The sequence below is a fragment of the Arsenophonus sp. aPb genome, from assembly GCF_029873475.1.
In the GTDB taxonomy this organism is placed as follows: Bacteria; Pseudomonadota; Gammaproteobacteria; order Enterobacterales; family Enterobacteriaceae; genus Arsenophonus.
This window is the reverse complement of record NZ_CP123501.1, coordinates 22,084-44,073: the sequence shown is the minus strand read 5'-3', so window position 1 is coordinate 44,073 and position 21,990 is coordinate 22,084. Positions and strand designations below refer to the sequence as shown.

Sequence of the window (21,990 nt, the reverse complement as noted above, 5' to 3'; positions counted from 1 at the left end):
GTTGGAAGTTTAATTTGTGGTAGTTAGAAGAATTGTTAGGCGACTAAAGTGTAAAAAGCATCGACTGGACAGAGAATTAGGCCATTGATAGGAATTTGTTGTTTATGGAGCATATGCAATATTTCTATTCCTTCCAGTAAAACTTTTGCCGTTCGGTACGTCTTAAAACCAAGCATCGCTCGATAGCGTTTTTTAATGAAACGGTGATCTTGCTCTACCATGTTATTTTTATAACGGCACTGTCTTATTTTTATCCCCAGCTCACGTTGATTAAGTGACATTAATGCAGCCCGATTAGCACCACTTTTATCAATATTCACTTCCATAGGATAGGTATTTTGATGGATAGCTTTCTTTAAAAAGCGTAATGCAGATTTTTTATTTCGCTTTTGACTAAGAATAAAATCTATCGTTTCACCACTAGCCTCTACGGCGCGATAAAGATAATGCCATTTCCCTTTTATCCTGATATAGGTTTCATCCAGATACCAGGTGCCACCATAGATTTTTCGTTTCTTTCTGGCAACACTTGCTAGTTTTGGCGTCAGTCGTAAAATCCAGCGGTGAATGGTGGAGTGATCAACAAAAATACCTCTTTCCTGCATCATCTCCTCAAGGTTACGCAAGCTTAAGGAATACGCCAGGTACCAACGTAGACAAACTAAAATGACATCGACGGGATAGTGGAGACGTTTAAAGCTTTGTTTAACAATATTCATAAGAGTCAATTATATCTGCTTGTAGTACAAGGTTTACAAATCGATCTTATCAAACAGACTCTTTTAATGCGACAGAACCGCAAATAGTATTAAGCCCCAAACATTTAACAATAATATAAATTTTTTAATTTCTTCTGGATTAATAGAACGTATCAGTAGAGGTGAATTTAGAGTAAACAAAAAATATGCTGTAAAAGTAGATTGGACAAGAGTTCAATCTATTGAATGGACATCACTATATACCAGAAAGGGAATATTAGAAAAAGTAACAATAAACAAAGAGTAGTAAGCTAGCCGCTGACTGAAAGGACTGCAATCCTAACAGTCAGCTAATCCAACAACCTACTTCAACTAGGAGTCGGACTATGAAAAATAGTACCTTCCACGTGCTTATCTGTAAAGCAAAACCCGAACTATTAAAACATTTCGCCCGCATTTCCAAAAATCTTACCCGCCGCCAACGTGATCGCATCATGAAAGTTGTCGGGGGTGCAGCATGAAAGGATTCGCCAAAGAAAAACTCTATAAATTTCGTAATGAATTTCCAGAACTGACAGACGCACAATATGAAACAGCAATGCTTCTCTCTATCGGAATTAACAAGAAAGATATTGCTGTATTCCGCAATGTTTCTTATGTCGTAGTACGAGATACATTACAAGAAATTAAAAACAGAATGGATTTTTATTCTGTTAATCACATCCAATCAGTTTTTCAGTGTCGGTTAGTCACATTCGGGTTAACTCAATGTGTCTTAAATGAAATAAATCGCCATAACACAAATAGTTAACTGACGGTACCCTACATTTTGTAGGGTATCTATTTTGCTCCATATCCTAAATAATTAATCCCGCATTTAAAATAAAAATAAATTTAGAGTAGCTCCTTCTGATACCGCAAGTTGCGCCAATATCATGGGAAAGTACAGCCAGCCTGTTTATCTCTCGGGCTGGCTTTTTGACATATAATTAATTCTGACAATATTAAAATTACAATACGCGGATTAATAACATTATGACCTAAATTCCATCCACTCATCACCAGAAAAACGGGTAGTTTGCGGGAAAGTGCAGGGAACTACGTTAAGAGTTTTGCTTACCACTCATAGAAACCCGTCAAGATAATATGCTCCTAGCCAGAGGGAAATCAGGTGGTCGACCTAGAACTTATCCAGATAAGCTGGAGCAGGCTCGCATACTTTATCAAAATTCTAAAAAGTCGGTTCGTGAGGTCTGTGATTTATCTGGTTTATCAAGAAGAATGTTACTTAGCTACATGAAAGAGCACAAAATGCCTTAACGTAGTTCCCTGCACTTTCCCGCAAACTACCCGAAAAACACTAAATTTTTCCTTGAACTGAAAATAACGATTACAAACCACCTAAAATATGCCACTAAAACGAGCTGTATGCAATTTTGAGCGGTTTTTTTATTTTAAACGTAAAAACCCATGTCCAATAAAAAATAAAAGCTCATGATGCGTTACAGGAATTTTTTATAATTGTTTCTAAACTTCACTCAAATTACCACCCTGAAAACAGCATAAAACCCACAATAAAAAAATTTGACTTAAGTCACAAAAACATGCTTGTAGGTTATTGATTATAAAATAATTGTACAAAAAGTATACAGAATAGGTGGCTCCTTAAGAGATACCAACGAAAAAATTGTGTCTCTGGGGGAACTCATTGTGACTCTCAAGTGAGATGTAAAACATCATAAACCTGAGTAATGAGACTTACCCTCCCGCTAGTTCTTTCTTACCGACCCAAAAGGTCAAAAGTTGAAAGCGTTGTGATGACCAAGTAACTGTGTATAGGGACAGTGAAAGCGAGCAACGCGAGTAAATGGGGGGGACTATAGGGGGGGAATCTTTTGTAACAACTCAGTGAGATATAATTTACTAATAATTACATATACTTATAAATACATTTAAATATAATTATTTTTAATATTTTATTTATTTAATCTTTTAAAATAAAAAAAATAATAACTATAGGTTAAGTAAGATCTGGATCTGGTAGTAATAAACTCCAATAAAAATAATCCTTTTAAACCCCATACGCTCACCGCAGTGAGTGACCGACGACAGGAGCGAACGAACGAGGAAGCGGAATATCATCAAATCTTGAATAGTAATTAGGTTACCGTTGAATTAAATATAACTTTTTTGTTCTCATTCATCCTTAAATATATATAGGTAATATTATGATTATTTGGATCTTAGAGGTTTTTGTTGAAGATAAAAATTGTTTTCAGGTTGGCGGAATATTTAAAGAAAACGAATTAGCAATTAATTTTGTTAATAAATTAGGATTACAAAGAGATTATTATTTAATTTATCCGTTTAAAGTCATTGATGAAAGTCATAATTTATTTAAGATACCAGATAATCTATTAAAAAATGAAAGTGAAAAAAAGAAAGGGGCTATCATCAGGAAATCATTAGAAGTAGCTGTAGTAATGATGAAAATAAAACGAACATTGATTAATTAATATTATTTTAAATAAAGATTCAAACAGCATATAAAAATATTAAATATAAAGGTTAAAATAATATGAGACAACAAATAATAAAATTAAAAAATACATCAACAAATAATATTGTTGAACATATTAAACCTAATTTGGATAATTATTATTGGTCGTTAGAAGTAAGATATAAAAATAGTATTTGTTGGTATTTTAAAGGAATCTTTTCAACGCAATATGCTGCACAAAATTTAGCGAAGGAAATATATGGTAATACCCCTGAAATTGAAACAAGAATTTGTATATGCTATCTGAATGAATTTAAATCTGAATGATATTTTTTTGAGATTTTTTGAGACGTGATGTCATTCTGAGACAAAAAACACTTTCCCCCCATTGGCCTAGCAGGGTTGTTCGAAAAATAGGCAAAATTAAAATATTTTATGTTGTCCGAAATCGTTCGTTTTCGTACATCTATAAAAACAACTGTACAAAAATAGGTTAAATTAATTTCGTACACTATGTATAATAAGTACATCTATTTCGTACAGGAGAAACAAAATGTCACGGGTTTTTGCTTACTGCCGAGTGTCAACATTAGAACAGACTACCGAAAATCAACGTAGAGAAATCGAAGCTGCTGGATTTAACATTAAACCACATCGAATTGTCGAAGAGAATATTAGCGGTTCGGTTGCTGCTAATGAAAGAAATGGATTTGTCCGATTAACCGACAGATTAGAAGCTCAAGACGTTCTTGTGGTAACAAAATTAGACCGACTCGGACGAAATGCTATTGATATTCGTAAAACCGTTGAAAATCTTTCCTCATTAGGAGTTAAAGTTCACTGTTTGGCATTGGGTGGTGTCGATCTCACGAGTCCAGCCGGAAAAATGACGATGCAGGTTATCTCAGCGGTGGCCGAGTTTGAACGGGATTTGTTAATTGAAAGAACACAGGCAGGAATAGTGAGAGCAAAATTGCAGGGTAAAAAGCTCGGTAGACCTAGGTCACTGGACGACAAACAAAGAGAAGAAGTGATATCTCATTTAAAAAGCGGTCAAAGTATCAGTTCTCTTGCTAAAATCTTTAATACAACCCGACAAACGATTATGCGAATAAGAGATGCAGAATTTGCAACGGAAAAATCTGGGATTCCAGCGTAGAACCCTCTATTGAAGAAAGCGCCAAATTCTTTTGTTAATTTGGCGTATCACGTGAGACGATTTATCGGTATTTACGGATAGACTAAGCCTGTGGTAGCAGTCTATGAACATCAGGTCGTGGTTTCTGAGATGCTTGCCAAAGTTCATATTGAGCTTGCATTTCGATCCACATTTCAGCACTTGTACCAATCGCACTTTCTAGTCTTAAAGCCATATCAGCAGAAATGCCTGAATTGCCATTTAAGATGCGAGAAAGAGCAACTCTAGTAACACCTAATGCTTTTGCTGCCTCAGTAATTGAAACGTGGCTTAAATATTCACGTAAAACGATTCCTGGGTGAGAAGGGTTATACATTCTAGTCATAATTACCTCAATGATAGTCTTGATAATCGACAAGGATCACGTCTTCGTCTTCAAATTTAAAAGTTAATCTCCAGTTTCCATTAACAGATATTGCCCAGTGACCTTTTAACGCCTCTCCTTTTAATGGATGCAACTTCCAACTTGGTGCTGACATATCCGAAGGTTTTTTTGCAACATTTAAGGCGGTTAATTGGACGCGTAATTTTGCAGCGTGTTTAGCTTGAATTCCTGAAATTACGCCTGTTTTAAAGAAACGCTCTAGCCCTTTGTGACGAAAGTTTTTAATCATAAACTTACCTTGCGTACTGTATATATACAGTATACAAAAAGGTGATATGAAAATCAATATAACCACCATAAGTTAAATAGAGGCGATTTTTCGCAAAATTTTTATGCCGCTACCTTTCCCTTTTGATTTCAAAAATCCAGATTATGTTCAGGTGTTTGAGTGGCGTGCTGAACGATTACAACGTTTACGTCAGGAACCTGAGAACATCAAACGATTATTTCGTTTTTATAAGGATAATCCGGCTCAGTTTATTATTGACTGGGGCATGACAACGGATCCGCGCAATATTGATTATGGGCTACCGGTCACGATCCCGTTTTTGCTGTTTCCCAAACAGGAGGAATGGATTGACTGGATAATGACCCGATGGCGGCAGCGGGAAAACGGTATTACTGAAAAAAGCCGCGAAATGGGGTTAAGTTGGACTTCAATTTCACTGGCGGGTTCTGTCGCATTAAAAGAGTCTGTTTGATAAGATCGATTTGTAAACCTTGTACTACAAGCAGATATAATTGACTCTTATGAATATTGTTAAACAAAGCTTTAAACGTCTCCACTATCCCGTCGATGTCATTTTAGTTTGTCTACGTTGGTACCTGGCGTATTCCTTAAGCTTGCGTAACCTTGAGGAGATGATGCAGGAAAGAGGTATTTTTGTTGATCACTCCACCATTCACCGCTGGATTTTACGACTGACGCCAAAACTAGCAAGTGTTGCCAGAAAGAAACGAAAAATCTATGGTGGCACCTGGTATCTGGATGAAACCTATATCAGGATAAAAGGGAAATGGCATTATCTTTATCGCGCCGTAGAGGCTAGTGGTGAAACGATAGATTTTATTCTTAGTCAAAAGCGAAATAAAAAATCTGCATTACGCTTTTTAAAGAAAGCTATCCATCAAAATACCTATCCTATGGAAGTGAATATTGATAAAAGTGGTGCTAATCGGGCTGCATTAATGTCACTTAATCAACGTGAGCTGGGGATAAAAATAAGACAGTGCCGTTATAAAAATAACATGGTAGAGCAAGATCACCGTTTCATTAAAAAACGCTATCGAGCGATGCTTGGTTTTAAGACGTACCGAACGGCAAAAGTTTTACTGGAAGGAATAGAAATATTGCATATGCTCCATAAACAACAAATTCCTATCAATGGCCTAATTCTCTGTCCAGTCGATGCTTTTTACACTTTAGTCGCCTAACAATTCTTCTAACTACCACAAATTAAACTTCCAACATTAATGCGACAGAACCGAATAATTATCAGCAATCCGACCCGATTTTTGCAACAGTGCCTCTAGTTTTTAATCAAAATAATATCGCTCTCTTCAACTTTTAAACGTAACAGATTGAGTGCATCCAGAAGGGTTTAATCTGATCCGTTTTATTAAAGTAGATCAATTTTTATATAAATAAATTAAAATTACATTGATAAGTTTTTTTATCTAAATTAATAACTATTTATTACCATGGGGAATATCAATAATTGGAGATATTATGACGTTATTTAAAAGATCTTATATTATAAGTTTAGCTTTGTCATTAATGTTAAATTGTAACTTATCTTTTGCTGAAGCTATAAGACAAGCCGCAGATTTAGTAGTAATGAATGCTGATATTTATACTTCAAATCCAGCTAAACCAGTAGCTCAATCTTTAGCTGTTAAGAATGGTAAGTTTATTGCTGTTGGTAGTTATGATTATATTAAAAATTTAATAGATAAAAAAACACATATTATTGATGCACATGGAAATACTATTATTCCTGGTTTAACAGATTCACATACGCATCTTTTACTAGGCACTGAATTATTTTATGGTGTTGATTTATACGGAATTCAAGATAGAAAAAAATGGAAGGAAATGATAAGGAAAAAAGATTCTGAATTACCAAAAGGAGCTTGGATTTTAGGTGGAAGATGGGAGATACAAGATGGTGAATCATTGCCAACTAAACAAGAACTTGATGCCATAGTAAGTAACAGACCTATTGTATTAGCTGATTCTGATTTCCATACCATGTGGGTCAATTCTGCAGCCTTAAAGGAATTAGGAATTACGAATAAAACTCCTAATCCTTCTGGTGGAGAAATAACAAGAGATCCAAAAACTGGTGAATTAACAGGTCTGTTAAAGGAAAATGCTCTTGACTTGGTAATTAATTCACCAGCATATCAAAAAGCATTGCCGGCAAAAGAAGATTTAATATTAAAAGTTTTTAAACACTTTAATAGTCTTGGAATAACCTCTGTACATGATATGTGGTCAAGTGGTTTTGATATTTATCAAAATTTACTTAATTCTGGAAAATTTCCCATGCGGGTTTGGTTTGGTTTAATGGCTGATATATCTGATGAAAAATCAAATCCTAAACAATTTAAACATTATTCTGAAATAAGAGAAAAAATGAATAATTTATCTCTTAATAAAGAAGAAAACTGGAATCAAGGCCCCCAATTTAGATTTGGTTATATAAAGTATTTCGCTGATGGAGTTATGTCAACTAGAACTGCAGCTTTACATGAAGAGTATTCAGATTGTCGACATCATTATGGAGAGTTAATTCATACCCCAGAAAAAATGAATAAATTAGTAAAACTTGCTCATGATGAAAAGTTCCCTGTAGCAGTACATGCAATAGGAGATCATTCTGTTGATATGGTAATTGATGCTTTTAAAAATAACCCATCAAAAGCAAAGCAACCTGACAGAATTGAACATATAGAACTTGTTAAAATGGAAACAATTCCTTATTTTGCCAAATTAAATATTGTTGCTTCTATGCAACCTGATCACGCTATACGTCCAACTTATACAGAGGCTAGATTAGGTAAAAAAAGATTAAAACGTAGCTTTGCTTGGCAGGCAATACTAACTAGTGGAGCTAAATTAGTCTTTGGTAGTGATTGGCCTACTGCTATAGAAAATCCAATGATTCAACTGAATGATGCTGTCTTAAGAGAAAAAAATGGTAAGGTATGGTATGGAGAGAATGCATTAACATTTGATGAAGCGCTTTATGCTTATACACAAGAACCCGCCAATATAGCTGGATGGGGTGATAAAACAGGAAGTATTTCAGTCGGTAAATTTGCTGATTTTGTTATTCTGGATAAAAAAATAGATAAAAAAACACCTATAAATATCAGTAATATCAAAGTAGATCAAACCTGGTTTGCTGGAGAAAAAGTATACCAAAAATAATACATAGTCTTTCTAACAGAAAGACCACACCTTTGCACACTTATTGACTTAGGTGGGGTATGATATTAAATATGGTATTTATGTTATAAAATCTTTAATTTAAATAGATGAATGGGCAGTCTGATCTGCCTTAATAAAATAGATCACCTAATTTTGTTGCGCAGAACACCGGCTTCCTTAAGGGTTTTAATTTGAGTATCAAGCGATTGTTGACTGGTTGAAACTCTGGCATAACCAAAAAACCGCATTAAATGTCTCCTTAATCGATTTAAAGACACAGAATGTCTTTTATTATTACAAAACGATTTAATAGACATTTTAGTGCGGTTATTTTTACCTGTCTAAAAATTTATAAATAAAAAAACAATGATGCGACAGCATTATTAATTGTTATTGGTGCAGGGATGCATAGTTATTGTTTTTTATTAATTAACCCGATAGTATAATGTTATATTATAACATAATTGTTTTGCTAATTATCACTAATGAAGCATTTTTTATTTTAACTAGACCACTCAGGGAGTTTTCATTACTATGAATTGCGCTATAACTCGCCCGTCCAACGTTAGTAATCGATTATTATCGATCGATGCATTAAGAGGCATTATCATGCTTTTAATGTTATTAGATCATGTGCGAGAAACATTTTTCCTTCATATGCAGGTCCCTGATCCAATGATAGCGGGTGAAACACCGGCTGAACTTTTTTTTAGTCGATTTACTGCTCATCTTTGTGCGCCGGTTTTTATTTTTTTGGCCGGTTTATCGGCTTATTTGTATGGAAGTAAAAAAACATATTCCCAGTTAGCCACTAGTCAATTTTTATTTAAACGCGGGTTATTTCTTATCATCCTTGAACTCACGTTAATCAATTTTGCTTGGACTTTTCAATTACCGCCGGCAAAAATTTTTCTGCAGGTTATATGGGCGATTGGGTTTTCGATGATTGCCTTAGCAATTTTACTTTGGTTACCAAGATGGCTGCTGGTAGTGCTGACGGTTTTATTGATTGCGGGTCATAATCTATTAGATACATTGCATTTCCCAATCGATCATTTTATGCATATTCCTTGGGCAATACTGCATGATAGAGGATGGATTGAGATTACTGACAGTATCAAAGCGCGTACATCTTATCCAATACTACCATGGATCGGTTTAATTATATTTGGTTATTTGGCTGGTTCATGGTTTACAGAAAGTTGTAATCAGCAACAGCGATTAAAGAAACTAAATTGCTGGGGTGTTGGCCTGTTAGTTGGTTTTATTTGTTTAAGAACAATTAATATCTATGGTGATAAACCATGGATATTAGCGGGCTCTTGGCTGGATACCGTGATGAGTTTTTTGAATATTACCAAATATCCGCCCTCTTTATTATTCATTATGTTGACGCTGGGCATTGGCTTACTACTGCTTCGGTTACTTGAGCTAAAACAAAATTTACCATGGTTAAAACCCTTAGTAACCTATGGTTCAGTACCGATGTTTTTTTATATTTTGCATCTTTATATATTGAAATCTCTCTATTTGATCGCAATGGCTATTTGGGGAACAAATCAAGGTGAGTATTTTGGTTTTGATCATGTTGCGATGATCTGGTTAGTGACCATCATATTAGCGATACTTTTTTATCCGTTTGTGAAGCTGTTTAGCCAGTTTAAAGCGCGCCGCAAGGATTTAATTTGGCTAAAATATCTATAAATTATTGGCACTGTTGCAAAGATCAGTGTGTATTGCTGATAATCTTTCCTGATGATTAATCAATGGTGCCCCACATGAATGTTTTTAAAGGTCGACACTTTACCCGCGACATTATCCTATGGACAGTACGCTGGTACTGCAAATACGGCATTAGTTATCGTGAGCTGCAAGAGATGCTGGCCGAACGCGGCGTACATGTCGACCACACCGCTGGGTTGAGCGTTATTCACCTGAAATGGAAAAACGGCTGCGGTGGGACTGGCGTAATCCTTTCGCTCTTTGCCCGTGGCACATTGACGAAACGTATATAAAGGTAGCTTATGCCACAATAAAAGGGATTGAAGTGATGCGGGTACTGCGTAAAGGTCAGGCTAAGTCATTTTACTTTGGCCATCCTCTGGGCGAGTAGAGTCTTTGGAATGTAAGGCTTTCACCAACAAATTAAGGCTACCGTATCACGATTTTTGCAACAGTGCCTTAATTATTGGGTAGTAGGTGGTTGTATCTGGCAGTTTAATTCCTAAATTTTTGTTGGCACGTATACTCGCCCATCGTTATGATGGGATGATACATGTCATTAACGGATAGAGATGTAGAGATGGGCAAAGCAAAATGGCTCACCGGTATTAAGAAAATGGCCGATATAACGGGAGCAGCGGTTGGTGGAGGGGTTGGACTTTTAGCCAATGGCCCTTTGACGGCAGCAGCAGGTGGGGCGATAGGAGTCATCATTTCACAGATCATCACTGAGGTTGCAAGCCGGGCTTTATCTCAGAGGGAAGATATTAGAGTTGGCTTATCAGCACGCATCTCTATTGACCGCATCAATGAATTGCTTGAGGAAGGTCATAAGCCACGTGATGACGGATTCTTTGATGAGGAAAGGAGCATTGCTGAGGAAGTATTCGAAGGTTGTTTGATGGCGTCAAAAAATTCCCATGAAGAAAAGAAAGCGATCTATCTAGGCTATCTGTTTGCGAACCTTTGCTTCAATAAGAATATATCAAAAGATCAGACTAACAGAATTGTCGCAATTGCGAGCAGATTAACGTACAGCCAGTTATGTATATTACGAGCCTTTATATTTGAAAATATACGCTCAATACTTCCATTGATAAATCATGACTTCACCAAAAACAATGCCACATTCGAGCAAATAGTTGTTTTGCAAGAGATTTATGAGCTCGATGTTTCAGGTCTTGCGATAATAGAAGATCAGCATACATTCTATTTCAATCAGGTAACCCCAAGCAAAGTAAGGACACAAGGTATTGGAACAGCGTTGTACGAATTGATGGAGCTGGAAAAAATACCGTTGGAGGACTGGATTGGCACAATCCGCCCTCTTCTGACTGATCCGTCTTTTCCTCATAAAGAATCAACAATTATGCAATAATGGTGGCTATTTGCATGAAAAATTAGCAGAATGGGAAGTCTTTTATAACTGTCATCGCCCCCATTCTGCTAATTTTTCATGTAAATCGACATCATCTTTATAATCAATTAACCGATAAAATTCCTGCTTATCGGTGAGATGAGAGCGCTCTACTTTCCCATTTAATCTGGGTGTAGCTGGCTTGATATAAACATGCTCCATACCTAAATCATGCACATGCCAATTGAATTTTGATTGAAATTCGTGACCATTATCAGTTCTAATAGTTTTAATTCTAAAGGGAAATTTATCAACAATATAATTAATACAATCAATTGCATTCGCCTGATTATGTCGTTCATAAATTTTAAGTGCCCTTATGCGTGTTGCATCATCTATTGCAGTATATTGATAACGTTTAAATAAAGGCTTAGAGCGGCTTCGCTGATTTTGAGGGAGTTGATTTAGCTTATTTCTTAGAAGGACATAGTAGCAGCCAGAGCGTGATATTTTGATATTGTGAAACCGGAGAAGATACCAAGCTATCCGTTGGGGGCCAAAATGATAAGTTTTACGCAAGTAAATAACGAGTCCTTCAATATGTTTTGCAACTCTTCTCGTCGGATTTTCAGGGCAAGGTTTATTGTTGATTAAGCCTTTCTCGCCTTCTCGTTCGTAAGCTCTTTTCCATGTGTAATAGGTCTCTCTACTTATCCCAAAATGGCGACAAGTTTTAGCAACGTTTTTGCTCTCACGAGCATGATTTAAGATCTTTGTTTTGTGCGCAATATCTCGTTTAGCTTTAATATTCATAATATCTGACCTCAGGCTACAATTAGAAAAAACTAATTGTCAACCGAAGTCCAGACTTTCATAAATTAATAATGTTACTTTTATTTGACTCAGTTTGAGTCATTTGTTGGTTTAATTTTAACCTTGTAGTTAAAGTTATACTCATAGAGAGTGAATATTTGTCTCAGTCTGAGTCATTTTTCCAAATGAACACGTTTTTGAAGTATAAAATCAGGATGCTCTCCGGCGAGTAATAGTAATAAGGTATATTCACTTTTGGAGATTTTACGGTGTTGTGCGCTATCTGGGTTTAACTCTTTTCGTTGCCAGTAATTCAGTGATATGCCAAATAACTTAGCTATCTCTTTTTGGGTTAATCCCGTTTTTACTCGCAATCGTTTTACAGTTTCAGCAGTTAGTGCAATATCAGTCATGGTTTATTTTTTCTGCAATTTTTATTACAAGTTTATGAAAAATTTCTTTTTCTTCATTAGGTAATGAAGAAAAAAATCTATCATAATCAATTTCATTCAAGTCATCTATTTTTATACTAATACTAAAAATCGTTTTACGACTAGTAGACTTTTTAGGATCAGATATTTTGGTTTTTGATCTGATTTTTATTTTTTTTTCACAACATAATGAATAATCTTGGTTTTCTTTTGTACATGTCACGCTAAATGTTCTATTTCCAATACCCTTTCTTTCATATAAGGTGTTTAATACATTTTTATTTATCATGGATTGCCTTTATTAAAAGATCAAAGCCTATAATAATTTACCGGCTTCGATAGTGGTTATAGTTTGAAATACTTAATTGTCATAATACTTCAAAGGCGTCTAGCAGGGGCGCTAACGTGGTGTCCTGTGCGTTATATTAGTCTTGTTGTTCACTTTGTTCACGTATCGGCGCAATTTGGTTTCATCAATCTCTTGTAATAATTTTTTGCGCCTTCCATGCCCTTAAGGGCATTAAAAATAAAACAGATGTACCTGACTGGCTTTGTTCAGTGTAGCCAGCCTGGTTAAGTTGTATAAGGGTTGTTTATAGCACAGAGACAAACCCAATTAACTTGATGAGTTGTTCGGTTGTCAGACCATTAAATTGAACCCCATATCCCTTGTAGCTTTCTCTTATAGTTCCATCTATACCATTCGATGTGTTAAAACCAGTCATCGTGTTCCAACATGGCGTCAGCTTTACCAAACGCCTTAGCATGCCTTTTACAATTTGCCGATGTTCATCATCCTGTTGTTTTTCTTGATGATAATCATTAGCTTTTTTTATTTCATTGATGGCCGTTATTAATATTTTTCGATTAATATCTTTTGCAATAGCTGTAGCACTACGCATGGGTGATACAGTACATTGTGACGATTTTGCATATCTATAGTAATAGTAGTCAATACTACCAGTGAGTATTATTCTGTTGTTTTCTAATCTGGCAAAGATAGCGTAATGACGATAGTTAGCGCTTGTTAGTTTCAAACGGTGAGCGCAATTTTGTTCTAGCTTATCAATGCGCCAGCCGTTTCCCAAGAAAATACATACACGTTCAAAAAGCGATGAATATTGAGATTTAAATGTTTTATTACTCATGTTTTTTCTTCCAAGTATGGATATTTAAGGGGCTTCCGCCCCGCTTTTGATGGTTATGCCTTGGCTTCTACGCGATACCAGCCTTTTGCTTTTCGGCGGCCATCTGTTCCATACATTTCGCGGATCTCGTCCATTGTATGTTCTTTACGGTTAAAACGACTTTTATGTTCTTCTGGACGATAGAACCATTGTTTCTTTTTTGCTGCCCACTTGCAGCCAATTTCTTTTAATTTTTCTTTATGTTCTAGGGTTTCGCCGCTGATCCATACCCAGTTACCGATGACTTCAAATATCGCTCCAGGCAAACCGGAAAGTATTGTTAGTACATTTTCAAGTTCTTCACCGTAATTGTAACGAGCATTGTTATCTGTACTTTGAAACTGATTAATTTTTTCAATGTTAGCCATCAGAAAATCAAAGGCGGTATTAACCGCTTTCATCAATTCAGTGCCTAAAGGATTACGATCTGGATGATATTTTAATGCGAGTTTTTTATAAGTGGTCTTGATATCTTTTTCAGTTAGTTCACCTGATAGATTAAATACATTTAATGCTTCTTGTATGTTCATTTTTTCTCCTGCCCGTTGGGGCTATGGTGGGTAATGGGGGATCCCTTACCTTCTAGATATTAGACTGACTATGGTCAGTAATGGCAAGTGTTTATTTTTGTTTTTTGCTATAAAAATTATGGCAGGAGTTATCCCTCAAGGTTATACTGTGGCGATGAAAAAAACACTTTCCCATCATGATAGCTTGTTTAAAAAATTCCTTGGCGATATTGCGATTGCAAAGGATTTCCTGGAAATCCATTTGCCTGAAAATATTCGCAAATTGTGTGATTTTAGTACGTTAGCAATGGAGTCCGGTAGTTTTATTGAACCCGATCTGCGTAGTCAATGCTCTGATATGCTCTATTCTGTGCAAACAACAGCGGGAAAAGGGTATATTTACACGCTTATAGAACATCAAAGCCGGCCAGAAAAATTGATGGCTTTCAGGTTGTTAAGATATAGTGTGGCGGCAATGCATCAGCATCTTGAGCAAGGTAATAAAACCTTGCCGGTCGTGATACCGCTACTGTTTTATCAAGGTAAAACTTCACCTTATCCTTACAGTACCCAATGGCTCGATTGCTTTGCTGATCCAGAACTGGCAAAATCTGTCTATATGCAAGCATTCCCTCTGGTTGACGTTACAGCCATTCCTGACGAGGAAATCATAAAGCATCGACGTGTTGCGCTGATGGAGTTAGTGATGAAACATATCCGAGCACGTGATATGCTAGAATTTAGTCAGGAGATAGCAGGTTTATTGAATCAGTATGTAATACAACCAGAGTTGTTTAAAGGATTAATGTATTATATTGTTGAGCGGGGGAATACTTCGGATGCAAAACAGTTTTTGCATCAGATTGCGGAAAAAGCGGATGATTATCGAGAGGTTGTAATGACTATTGCAGAACAGTTACGTCGAGAAGGCGAACAAAAAGGTATTCTTAAAGGAATTCAAAAAGGTAAACTTGAAGGTAAACTTGAAGGCATTCAAGAAGGGATGCAAAAAGGCAAGCTTGAAGCACAACTTGAGATAGCAAAGCAGATGCTCGAAAGTGGTATGAACAGGCTGTCAGTGATGAAATTTACTGGATTGTCAGAGTCTGAATTAAGAAACCTGTTTAAAGATTAAAGTATGATCGAACGCGAGAAATTAAGTCTAACATGCCACAGAACTGTTTCTTAGAAGAAATAGCGTATTCCTTGTTCATCAAAAAGTTATTTTCAATAATCAATTCCTATTCGCATGAAATAAACGCCTGTCTGTACTGATTAGCATCGAGCCAATCACTCCAGAGCGTTGTTACCCACCGCTTGATTTTGTTGCAGGTACGGCTTCGCCTACTCGTCCGCGACGAAGATGCCCACTTTTGAAGTCGCTATCTTCTGCTCAATAAAACGGGCAGACATAGATAACGACATGAATTTTGTATGTTACTTTTGTTTTTAAAAAGGGATCTATGGTGTCTTACTGATATAAGGTAAAAACTTACTTTATTTTTTAATTGCTTAAATAATTATTTTTTTACTTATTACTGTCTAACTTGTCTTAACGCGGCTACCCTGTAAAAGAACCTTAATTACTACGATTGATCTCAAAAGTAAAATAGGTATTTGCTTTTTCATCTTTTTTTAGAGATATCAAAACACCTCTTTTCTCTTCATTAAGTTTTAGAGGGGTAACTGTAAGCTCTTCCAAAATATCATCGTATTTAATAGTAACTTTTCCTTTTGCTATCTGTTCTGCGTTATCTGTTCTTAGTATAACGAGATCTAATATTATAGTTCCAGCTGAATCAGGAATTTCTAATTTTTTATATTCAGGTTTATCTGTAAAAATTGATTTAAATTTCGTTAACTTACCAGTAGAATCAGTTACATTTGCTTCGAATACATCATTCTTTTTAAAAATACCGTCAATAAATTTAAAGTAAATAGAGAATTTTTCACCGTACTGTTTGTTGTCGTTCATATTATTACCTCATAAATTTAAATCAAAAAATTATTTATTTTAAAAATAGAAAAATTTCTATTTTCGTTTTTAATTTAATTATTTTTTAATGTATAAAAAAGTTAGGAGTATCATTAGTTCATTTTTTTAGATAATAATAATTATATATATTTTGATTATTTTTTAATTTATTAACTATTAAGTTTAATTTATATTAACTTATTATACTTTATCCATTAAATAACTATTTTATAATGTGAGTATTGATAATGATATTAATAGTGTTAGTGCTTTAATTAAAATAATATTTTTATAAAAATTAATTATTAATTTTTATAAATTACCACTTAAACTCTAACAAATATTTATATTATTTAATAAGGAAATTTTTTCTGTTATTCTAAAACGTATGCTGTTTTAAAAATTTTAACTAATTCTTATGATACTATCGCTTCATCTTAAGAGATATTCCTATGACATGAGTGCATCTTAATCTTTCTTGTGGGTATGAATATGAGCAATAATTTTTTCAACGAAATAGTAAGTTATAATATTTAGTAGTTTTTTTTATCAGCCAAAAGGTGTAAATCAGTAAGTTGTATTATTTTCATTTTTCATCTTCCTGAAAAAACCTCCAATATTGTAACATTTAGACTAGTAAAAATTGATAAATTTAAAATTATTATTTAATTTATTCATTTAAAATATAAGTATGTTTATTTATGTTAGTTGTTATTTAAACGTATTTATATCATATTTTTAAAATATTTTTTATAAACTATAATTGTGATTAAAATAAAAATTTTTATTTTCTAATAAATTTTAGAACCTATCATATAAAAAATATCAATAAGTTAAAATAATATCTCTTTAAAGAGAATACATAGATTGCTTTTAAGAATTAGAAGCGTGACTTGGTGCTTTCATCTAATTATACTGACTCTAAATTTTTAGCTCGCTTTTGACCACTTTAATCTCAATATTACTAATGTGATTTTAACAAATATTATAACTCATCAGATATTCATTTCTATCTATACCATGGTATTTAGATATTTTTTCTAAGGAGAAAGTATGATCTTTAAAGTTGTTGGTTTAGGCCATATTAATGTTGTTGTGGATGATTTGCCATCAGCAGTTGAATACTATAAAAAGCTTTTTTCAGCTAAACAAGTGCAAATATTTCCCCATTTTAAAAATATTGGCTTTGCTAAATCAGCTGGATTTATGCAATTCCCTGAGAAAGTTGATGTCACAATTTCATTTTTAAAAATTCTTCATACTTCAATCTATATCGAACTTATGCAATATCATTCACCAATAGGAAAAGAAAAAGATATTTCAGAAAAATTCAGTAATGATATGGGAGATATAGGACATATTTGTCTGAAGGTAGATAATATTGATGATGCTTTTTACCATATTAAAAATATACCTGATACAAAATTAATTACTGATCATGAAGAATATAGGCCATATAAAATTGATGATATTACACCAGCTGAATTTCAATTTATTGACAATGAAGCGGAAAATAATCAAACATCTAAAAAGAGTGTATGTGATATAGTCGGTAAAATAAGATATTTTTATTTTATTGATAAATATGGCATTCAGTGGGAGTTTGAGCAGGGGCATTCTGATATAGGTGAATAACTTTTTAACGTAAATTTTTTATTTTATTATGTAAAAAGCGATATTTGGTAATATATCGCTTTGTCCTGATTTATTAATAACTATGTCATGATTAGCTCTGATGCGTTGTATATCTGGCATCAGTTTGGTTTTTTTATTTAGTAAAACCGGCGTCCTATTTGGGCTCCGTTTGGGAAACGGAAAATATTGTACGTTAAGATGATTTTTTGTACTGACTGACATCAACAGGCCTCAAAGGACGATACTTCCCTTCAGCCAGCTTCTTATTGTTTCGCCAGATATAGTCCCCTGTCAGATTAATGTGCTTCCAGCCCAGCGGAGACACGTGTGACAGCAACTGATCATTGATATGTAGCCCATTCTTTTTCAGTAAATTAATAGCGTTTTCCATATATACGGTATTCCACAATGTGATCGCGGCGGTAAGCAGCGTAAGCCCACTGGCGCGGTAGCTCTGGTTTTCCAGACCACGATCCCTTATTTCGCCCAGCCGATGCATGAAAACGGCTCTGGCAAGGGCATTCCGGGCTTCCCCTTTGTTCAGACCCGCCTGAACTCTGCGACGCAGTGAAGGATCGCGAAACCAGTCCAACATAAACAGTGTTCGCTCAATTCGACCGATTTCCCTCAGCGCCTTAGCAAGCCCATTCTGTTTTGGGTAGCTCGCCAGTTTTTTCAGCATCAGAGAAGCTGTCACCGTTCCCTGCTTTATTGAGATCGCCAGCCTCAGAATTTCATTCCAGTGTATTTCTATCTCTTTGATATTCAGTGGAGTAGTGGAAATAATTGACTGTAGAGCAGGATATTTATCAACCTTCCCCTGAATAAATAACCGCTTGTCATGAAGATCCCGGATCCTTGGTGCAAAAGCAAACCCCAGCAGATGCATCAGTGCGAAAACATGTTCCGTGAAACCTGCCGTATCGGTGTAATGCTCCGTTATTTCAAGATCACTTTCGTGATATAGCAGGCCATCAAGTACGTGGGTGGAGTCACGCACCCGACTAATTACTTTGGTGTAAAATGGGCTGTACTGGTCAGAGATGTGCGTATAAAACTGTACCCCCGGCTCCTGACCGTACTTCAGATTGACCTGACCCGCATAGCGGCCATGGCTGCCAACCCGAAAATTCTGGCCGTCAGAAGATGAGGTTGAACCGTCTCCCCATAAAACCGCCAGCGGACGTGACTTCTGGGCATTAACCAGTTCCGCCAGTGCAGCAGAGTACGTTTCATCACGGATGTACCATGCCTGTATGTTTTCCAGCGAAGCCCGCGTGGTTCCCGGACAGGACTCTGCCATTTTGGTCAGCCCCAGATTGATACCGTCTGCCAGGATGGTGGTAAGCAGCAAACGGTTATCCTGTGGACGGGTTAGCGGGTTCTTAAGATGAGTGAAGTGTCGCGTGAAGGCTGTCCATCGCTCAACTTCATCCAGTATTTCTGTAATTTTGGGGTGCGGCAGCATGTTGTAAATCAGGTCAGCCAGTGGTGAGACTGTCGAAGGAACGCTGTTATCCAGCGGAGTAATCTTTACACCTTTATCTGAAATATCCACATCGGGAAGATCTCCAGTTGCGGCCATTGCGTTAACTTCCTCCAGACGGGAGGCCAGGAGCGTCAGCCTCGCCTTAAGATAAGCCCCGCATTCTGTTTCAACAGGTAAATTTAACTGGTTATTATTTAATAACTTTTCGAAATCGCCGCCCGGCATAAGATAGTCATCGAAGTTTTTGTAGCGCCGGGAGCCCCGGACCCAGATATCACCCGCCCGCAGTGCCCCCTTCAGCTCGTTCATTGCACAAATTTCATAGTATTGCCGATCAATACCAGAGGGAGTGATCACCATCTTTTTCCAGCTCTCTGGAATGAAATCCAGCGGTGCCGATGGAGGAACTTTCCTTAGCTGTTTACGGTACATCGCACGGATAGTATCAAGGGCATCATTAAGCGGTAAGGCGGCCGGAGTGGCCCTCAGCTGCAGGGCTGATAACAACCGGGAAGAATATTTACGCAGCGTGCTGCATTTTTCGGTAATAAGGTGAAGCGGCTCGAAATTATCCTTGCGTGCAAGAAGCCGGGTTTCCTCCAGGCTGGCGGCGAAATCTTCCCACGGCAATATCCGTTCAACAGCAGACAGTGGATCTTTGCCTGCATTGCGTGCATCCAGGATAACCTGACCAACGGAAACATACTGACGTAATTTCTGCTGTATCAGCTTGCCCGTTTTCTGAAGGCGTTCAGCCTGCTGACGTTTTGCCCGGCTGAACATGCTATCCAGTATACGTTCATGCAGTTCTATAATTTCATCAATGATTGTAGCTCTGGCCTCAGTCAGTACACAGACCATCGTTGCATACCGACGCGCAGGGGCAAAATCAGCCAGATCGCGACTGCTCATTTTGCGGCCTTCACGCGCGAGTTTCAGCAACCGGTTCTGGTGAACGGTTCTCTCCACACCTTCCGGTAGCGCCAGTGCTTCAATGGCGTTAAGGCGGTCTATATGTTGCAGTACATTCTTTCCATTGATCTTTCCCGGAGGCTGAAGCAACCACGTTAAACGGGAGATGTGTTTTTCAGTTGTCACCAGTAGTGTATCAAGCGCTGATTTATGCGAGATGCCAAGATGCGCATTCAACGTGGCATAAACCGCTTTATCACCCAGTGTCATTGCTTCAGCACAGGTACGCTCCACAACATCAACACCAGGAATGATAATTCGCTGTTGATGCAGATACTTCAGCAGTTCCTCTGCGATAAGTATGCCCCGATCAGTCCTGGTAGACAGAGGGAGAAGATGCTGGATGCATTCTTTCTGAAGTGCCCCATTAAAGGTCTTCAGTTCCAGATATCGATACAGTTCCCCCAGATGCTCGCGCCGGGTTGTATCACGGCCGGAAATATATTCCTGCCAGAGTTCTGCTGACAGTTTAAGTCGGGAGCCGATAATTTTGAGAAATTCCGAGGGTGGAGACGATTTTTTATCCGGGGCAAAGCCTACATTTTTCAGATAGCAAAGAAGAACAGCAAAACCAAAACGGCTGGCAGGTTTACGGTGAGCATTAATAAATGCCAGATCCTGCTCACTGAAATACGCCATTCGTGTCAGCGTTAACTCATTGTCCGGTAATGCCAGTAATGATTCTCTTTCCGACAGAGAAAGAATTAGCCTCCGTGCCATATAGTTTCCCTCATAAATTATTCGGTGCGGTATTTTTAACAAAAATGCTTATCGCATAAGGGTACACCCTAGCGCTATAACCAAAACGTGACGACACTCCACTAATGAAATAACCTAAATGCGATAGAATAAATGCAATAATCTAAATGCGATAATGTGGTAAAAAAATGTTTATCAGAGCTTATTTAAGAGCATCGACGAAAGATCAGTTCGCCGATCGGGCAAAAGAGATGTTGGAGCAGTTCGTCCAGGAACGGGGACATAAAATCGCCAGCTACTACCGGGAGAATATCAGCGGCACAAAACTTGACCGCCCGGAGCTGGGACGCTTACTGATGGACAGTCACCACAATGATATCTTGCTGGTCGAACAGATAGACCGTCTGACCCGTCTGAGCAACAGCGACTGGATGACGCTGAAAAAGCAGATAGAACAACACGAGCTGCGGATTATTAGTCTTGATGTGCCCACATCATGGCAGTCGCTGTCAGATAAAGATTCTTCGCAGGTTGACCCGATCACCCGCGCAGTAATAACTGCTATCAATAACATGCTAATCGACCTGATGGCTGCAATGTCACATAAGGACTGGCAGAGTCGCCTCCAGCGACAAAAACAGGGAATTGAACGGGCACATACGTTGGGTAGATACCGGGGAAAGCAGGCAGATCGGGAACGGCATCAGAAAGTGATGTACTACCGGCAGGTAAAAAAACTCAGCAGACGCGACAGGCTACAGTACTTCCCAGGTTTGTCGCATTCAGGCCTTCTATAAAGACGTTGAGTCTGATTAAAAAGTAGCCTTAACGTACAATAATTTTCGATATCCAAACTGACCCCTGTTAGCGGTTAGCACAGTTTTAATATTGTTAATTCTGAACAAAGACGACTGTTCCCTTTAACGCGTTGAAGGGTATCGATTTAGGTAGAGGGCAAATGCTCCTTAAGGACATAAAAACATA

Annotated in this window: 21 protein-coding genes and 5 pseudogenes; 15 read left to right on the top strand and 11 right to left on the bottom strand. The window is 36.9% G+C overall.

Annotated features, from left to right (window positions below):
- Nucleotides 1-35 precede the first annotated feature (35 nt).
- Nucleotides 36-719 (bottom strand): IS6 family transposase, encoded by a 684-nt coding sequence (locus QE177_RS15110; protein ID WP_280548476.1) that lies wholly within the window; start codon nt 717-719, stop codon nt 36-38.
- 365 nt (nt 720-1,084) lie between these two features.
- On the opposite strand from QE177_RS15110, the gene QE177_RS15105 reads away from it, so the two are divergent.
- The 6 genes from QE177_RS15105 to QE177_RS15080 all read left to right on the top strand — a co-directional run bounded on the left by QE177_RS15105 (nt 1,085) and on the right by QE177_RS15080 (nt 4,357).
- Entirely contained in the window at nt 1,085-1,219 is a 135-nt protein-coding gene (locus QE177_RS15105; protein ID WP_280552425.1) for a hypothetical protein, read from the top strand.
- Nucleotides 1,216-1,509, top strand: a complete 294-nt coding sequence (locus QE177_RS15100; protein ID WP_280552423.1) for a transcriptional regulator — start codon at nt 1,216-1,218, stop codon at nt 1,507-1,509. The genes QE177_RS15105 and QE177_RS15100 overlap by 4 nt, the downstream gene beginning before the upstream one ends.
- Before the next feature lie 335 nt (nt 1,510-1,844).
- On the top strand, nt 1,845-2,018 hold the full coding sequence (locus QE177_RS15095) for a hypothetical protein (protein ID WP_280552421.1): 174 nt from the start codon (nt 1,845-1,847) through the stop codon (nt 2,016-2,018).
- A gap of 908 nt (nt 2,019-2,926) precedes the next feature.
- Nucleotides 2,927-3,214, top strand: coding sequence for a hypothetical protein (locus QE177_RS15090; protein ID WP_280552572.1), 288 nt, complete (start codon nt 2,927-2,929; stop codon nt 3,212-3,214).
- A gap of 62 nt (nt 3,215-3,276) precedes the next feature.
- The gene (locus tag QE177_RS15085) at nt 3,277-3,525 is read left to right on the top strand and encodes a hypothetical protein (protein ID WP_280552570.1); all 249 of its coding nucleotides are present in this window, start codon (nt 3,277-3,279) and stop codon (nt 3,523-3,525) included.
- Nucleotides 3,526-3,751: 226 nt separating this feature from the next.
- The gene (locus QE177_RS15080; RefSeq protein ID WP_280552568.1) at nt 3,752-4,357 is read left to right on the top strand and encodes a recombinase family protein; all 606 of its coding nucleotides are present in this window, start codon (nt 3,752-3,754) and stop codon (nt 4,355-4,357) included.
- An 82-nt stretch (nt 4,358-4,439) separates the two neighbouring features.
- Here the strand turns inward: QE177_RS15080 and QE177_RS15075 are convergent, their stop codons facing one another.
- Nucleotides 4,440-4,721 (bottom strand): HigA family addiction module antitoxin, encoded by a 282-nt coding sequence (locus QE177_RS15075; protein WP_280552566.1) that lies wholly within the window; start codon nt 4,719-4,721, stop codon nt 4,440-4,442.
- Between the two features lie 7 nt (nt 4,722-4,728).
- A complete protein-coding gene (locus QE177_RS15070; protein ID WP_280552548.1) occupies nt 4,729-5,010 on the bottom strand; it encodes a type II toxin-antitoxin system RelE/ParE family toxin in 282 nt (93 codons plus the stop codon).
- 103 nt (nt 5,011-5,113) lie between these two features.
- Here QE177_RS15070 and QE177_RS15065 point away from each other — a divergent pair.
- From QE177_RS15065 to QE177_RS15055, 3 genes and pseudogenes are all read left to right on the top strand, one after another.
- A pseudogene (locus tag QE177_RS15065) lies at nt 5,114-5,479 on the top strand (TerL protein); the annotation flags it as partial.
- Nucleotides 5,480-5,531: 52 nt separating this feature from the next.
- Nucleotides 5,532-6,215 carry an IS6 family transposase gene (locus QE177_RS15060; protein WP_280548476.1) on the top strand — a complete coding sequence of 228 codons (684 nt, stop codon included), beginning with the start codon at nt 5,532-5,534 and terminating at the stop codon, nt 6,213-6,215.
- A gap of 295 nt (nt 6,216-6,510) precedes the next feature.
- Entirely contained in the window at nt 6,511-8,217 is a 1,707-nt protein-coding gene (locus QE177_RS15055) for an amidohydrolase (RefSeq protein WP_280552545.1), read from the top strand.
- Nucleotides 8,218-8,366: 149 nt separating this feature from the next.
- On the opposite strand, the pseudogene QE177_RS15050 reads toward QE177_RS15055, so the two are convergent.
- Nucleotides 8,367-8,465: pseudogene (locus QE177_RS15050) on the bottom strand (recombinase family protein); the annotation flags it as partial.
- A gap of 286 nt (nt 8,466-8,751) precedes the next feature.
- On the opposite strand from QE177_RS15050, the gene QE177_RS15045 reads away from it, so the two are divergent.
- The 3 genes and pseudogenes from QE177_RS15045 to QE177_RS15035 all read left to right on the top strand — a co-directional run bounded on the left by QE177_RS15045 (nt 8,752) and on the right by QE177_RS15035 (nt 11,317).
- Nucleotides 8,752-9,921 (top strand): heparan-alpha-glucosaminide N-acetyltransferase domain-containing protein, encoded by a 1,170-nt coding sequence (locus QE177_RS15045; protein WP_280552543.1) that lies wholly within the window; start codon nt 8,752-8,754, stop codon nt 9,919-9,921.
- A gap of 74 nt (nt 9,922-9,995) precedes the next feature.
- Nucleotides 9,996-10,330 (top strand): annotated as a pseudogene (locus QE177_RS15040) (hypothetical protein).
- A 162-nt stretch (nt 10,331-10,492) separates the two neighbouring features.
- Nucleotides 10,493-11,317, top strand: a complete 825-nt coding sequence (locus QE177_RS15035) for a hypothetical protein (RefSeq protein WP_280552540.1) — start codon at nt 10,493-10,495, stop codon at nt 11,315-11,317.
- A gap of 54 nt (nt 11,318-11,371) precedes the next feature.
- Here the strand turns inward: QE177_RS15035 and QE177_RS15030 are convergent.
- The 5 genes and pseudogenes from QE177_RS15030 to QE177_RS15010 form a co-directional block, all read right to left on the bottom strand.
- Nucleotides 11,372-12,112 (bottom strand): annotated as a pseudogene (locus QE177_RS15030) (helix-turn-helix domain-containing protein); the annotation flags it as partial.
- A 170-nt stretch (nt 12,113-12,282) separates the two neighbouring features.
- Entirely contained in the window at nt 12,283-12,522 is a 240-nt protein-coding gene (locus QE177_RS15025; protein WP_280552538.1) for an XRE family transcriptional regulator, read from the bottom strand.
- The gene (locus QE177_RS15020) at nt 12,515-12,829 is read right to left on the bottom strand and encodes a hypothetical protein (protein WP_280552314.1); all 315 of its coding nucleotides are present in this window, start codon (nt 12,827-12,829) and stop codon (nt 12,515-12,517) included. Before QE177_RS15020 ends, QE177_RS15025 begins: the two co-directional genes overlap by 8 nt.
- Nucleotides 12,830-13,133: 304 nt before the next feature.
- Nucleotides 13,134-13,688, bottom strand: coding sequence for a hypothetical protein (locus tag QE177_RS15015; RefSeq protein ID WP_280552313.1), 555 nt, complete (start codon nt 13,686-13,688; stop codon nt 13,134-13,136).
- Nucleotides 13,689-13,741: 53 nt separating this feature from the next.
- Nucleotides 13,742-14,257, bottom strand: coding sequence for a J domain-containing protein (locus QE177_RS15010; protein ID WP_280552312.1), 516 nt, complete (start codon nt 14,255-14,257; stop codon nt 13,742-13,744).
- Nucleotides 14,258-14,405: 148 nt separating this feature from the next.
- Here QE177_RS15010 and QE177_RS15005 point away from each other — a divergent pair, with 148 nt between their 5' ends.
- Nucleotides 14,406-15,371 carry an Rpn family recombination-promoting nuclease/putative transposase gene (locus QE177_RS15005; RefSeq protein ID WP_280552580.1) on the top strand — a complete coding sequence of 322 codons (966 nt, stop codon included), beginning with the start codon at nt 14,406-14,408 and terminating at the stop codon, nt 15,369-15,371.
- Nucleotides 15,372-15,815: 444 nt separating this feature from the next.
- On the opposite strand, the gene QE177_RS15000 is transcribed toward QE177_RS15005, so the two are convergent.
- Entirely contained in the window at nt 15,816-16,211 is a 396-nt protein-coding gene (locus QE177_RS15000) for a hypothetical protein (protein WP_280552536.1), read from the bottom strand.
- A gap of 1,053 nt (nt 16,212-17,264) precedes the next feature.
- On the opposite strand from QE177_RS15000, the gene QE177_RS14995 reads away from it, so the two are divergent.
- Nucleotides 17,265-17,846 (top strand): VOC family protein, encoded by a 582-nt coding sequence (locus QE177_RS14995; RefSeq protein ID WP_280552534.1) that lies wholly within the window; start codon nt 17,265-17,267, stop codon nt 17,844-17,846.
- 193 nt (nt 17,847-18,039) lie between these two features.
- On the opposite strand, the gene QE177_RS14990 is transcribed toward QE177_RS14995, so the two are convergent.
- A complete protein-coding gene (locus QE177_RS14990; protein ID WP_280552532.1) occupies nt 18,040-21,027 on the bottom strand; it encodes a Tn3 family transposase in 2,988 nt (995 codons plus the stop codon).
- A gap of 167 nt (nt 21,028-21,194) precedes the next feature.
- Between QE177_RS14990 and QE177_RS14985 the strand changes: the two are divergent.
- A pseudogene (locus QE177_RS14985) lies at nt 21,195-21,822 on the top strand (recombinase family protein).
- Nucleotides 21,823-21,990: the final 168 nt, after the last annotated feature.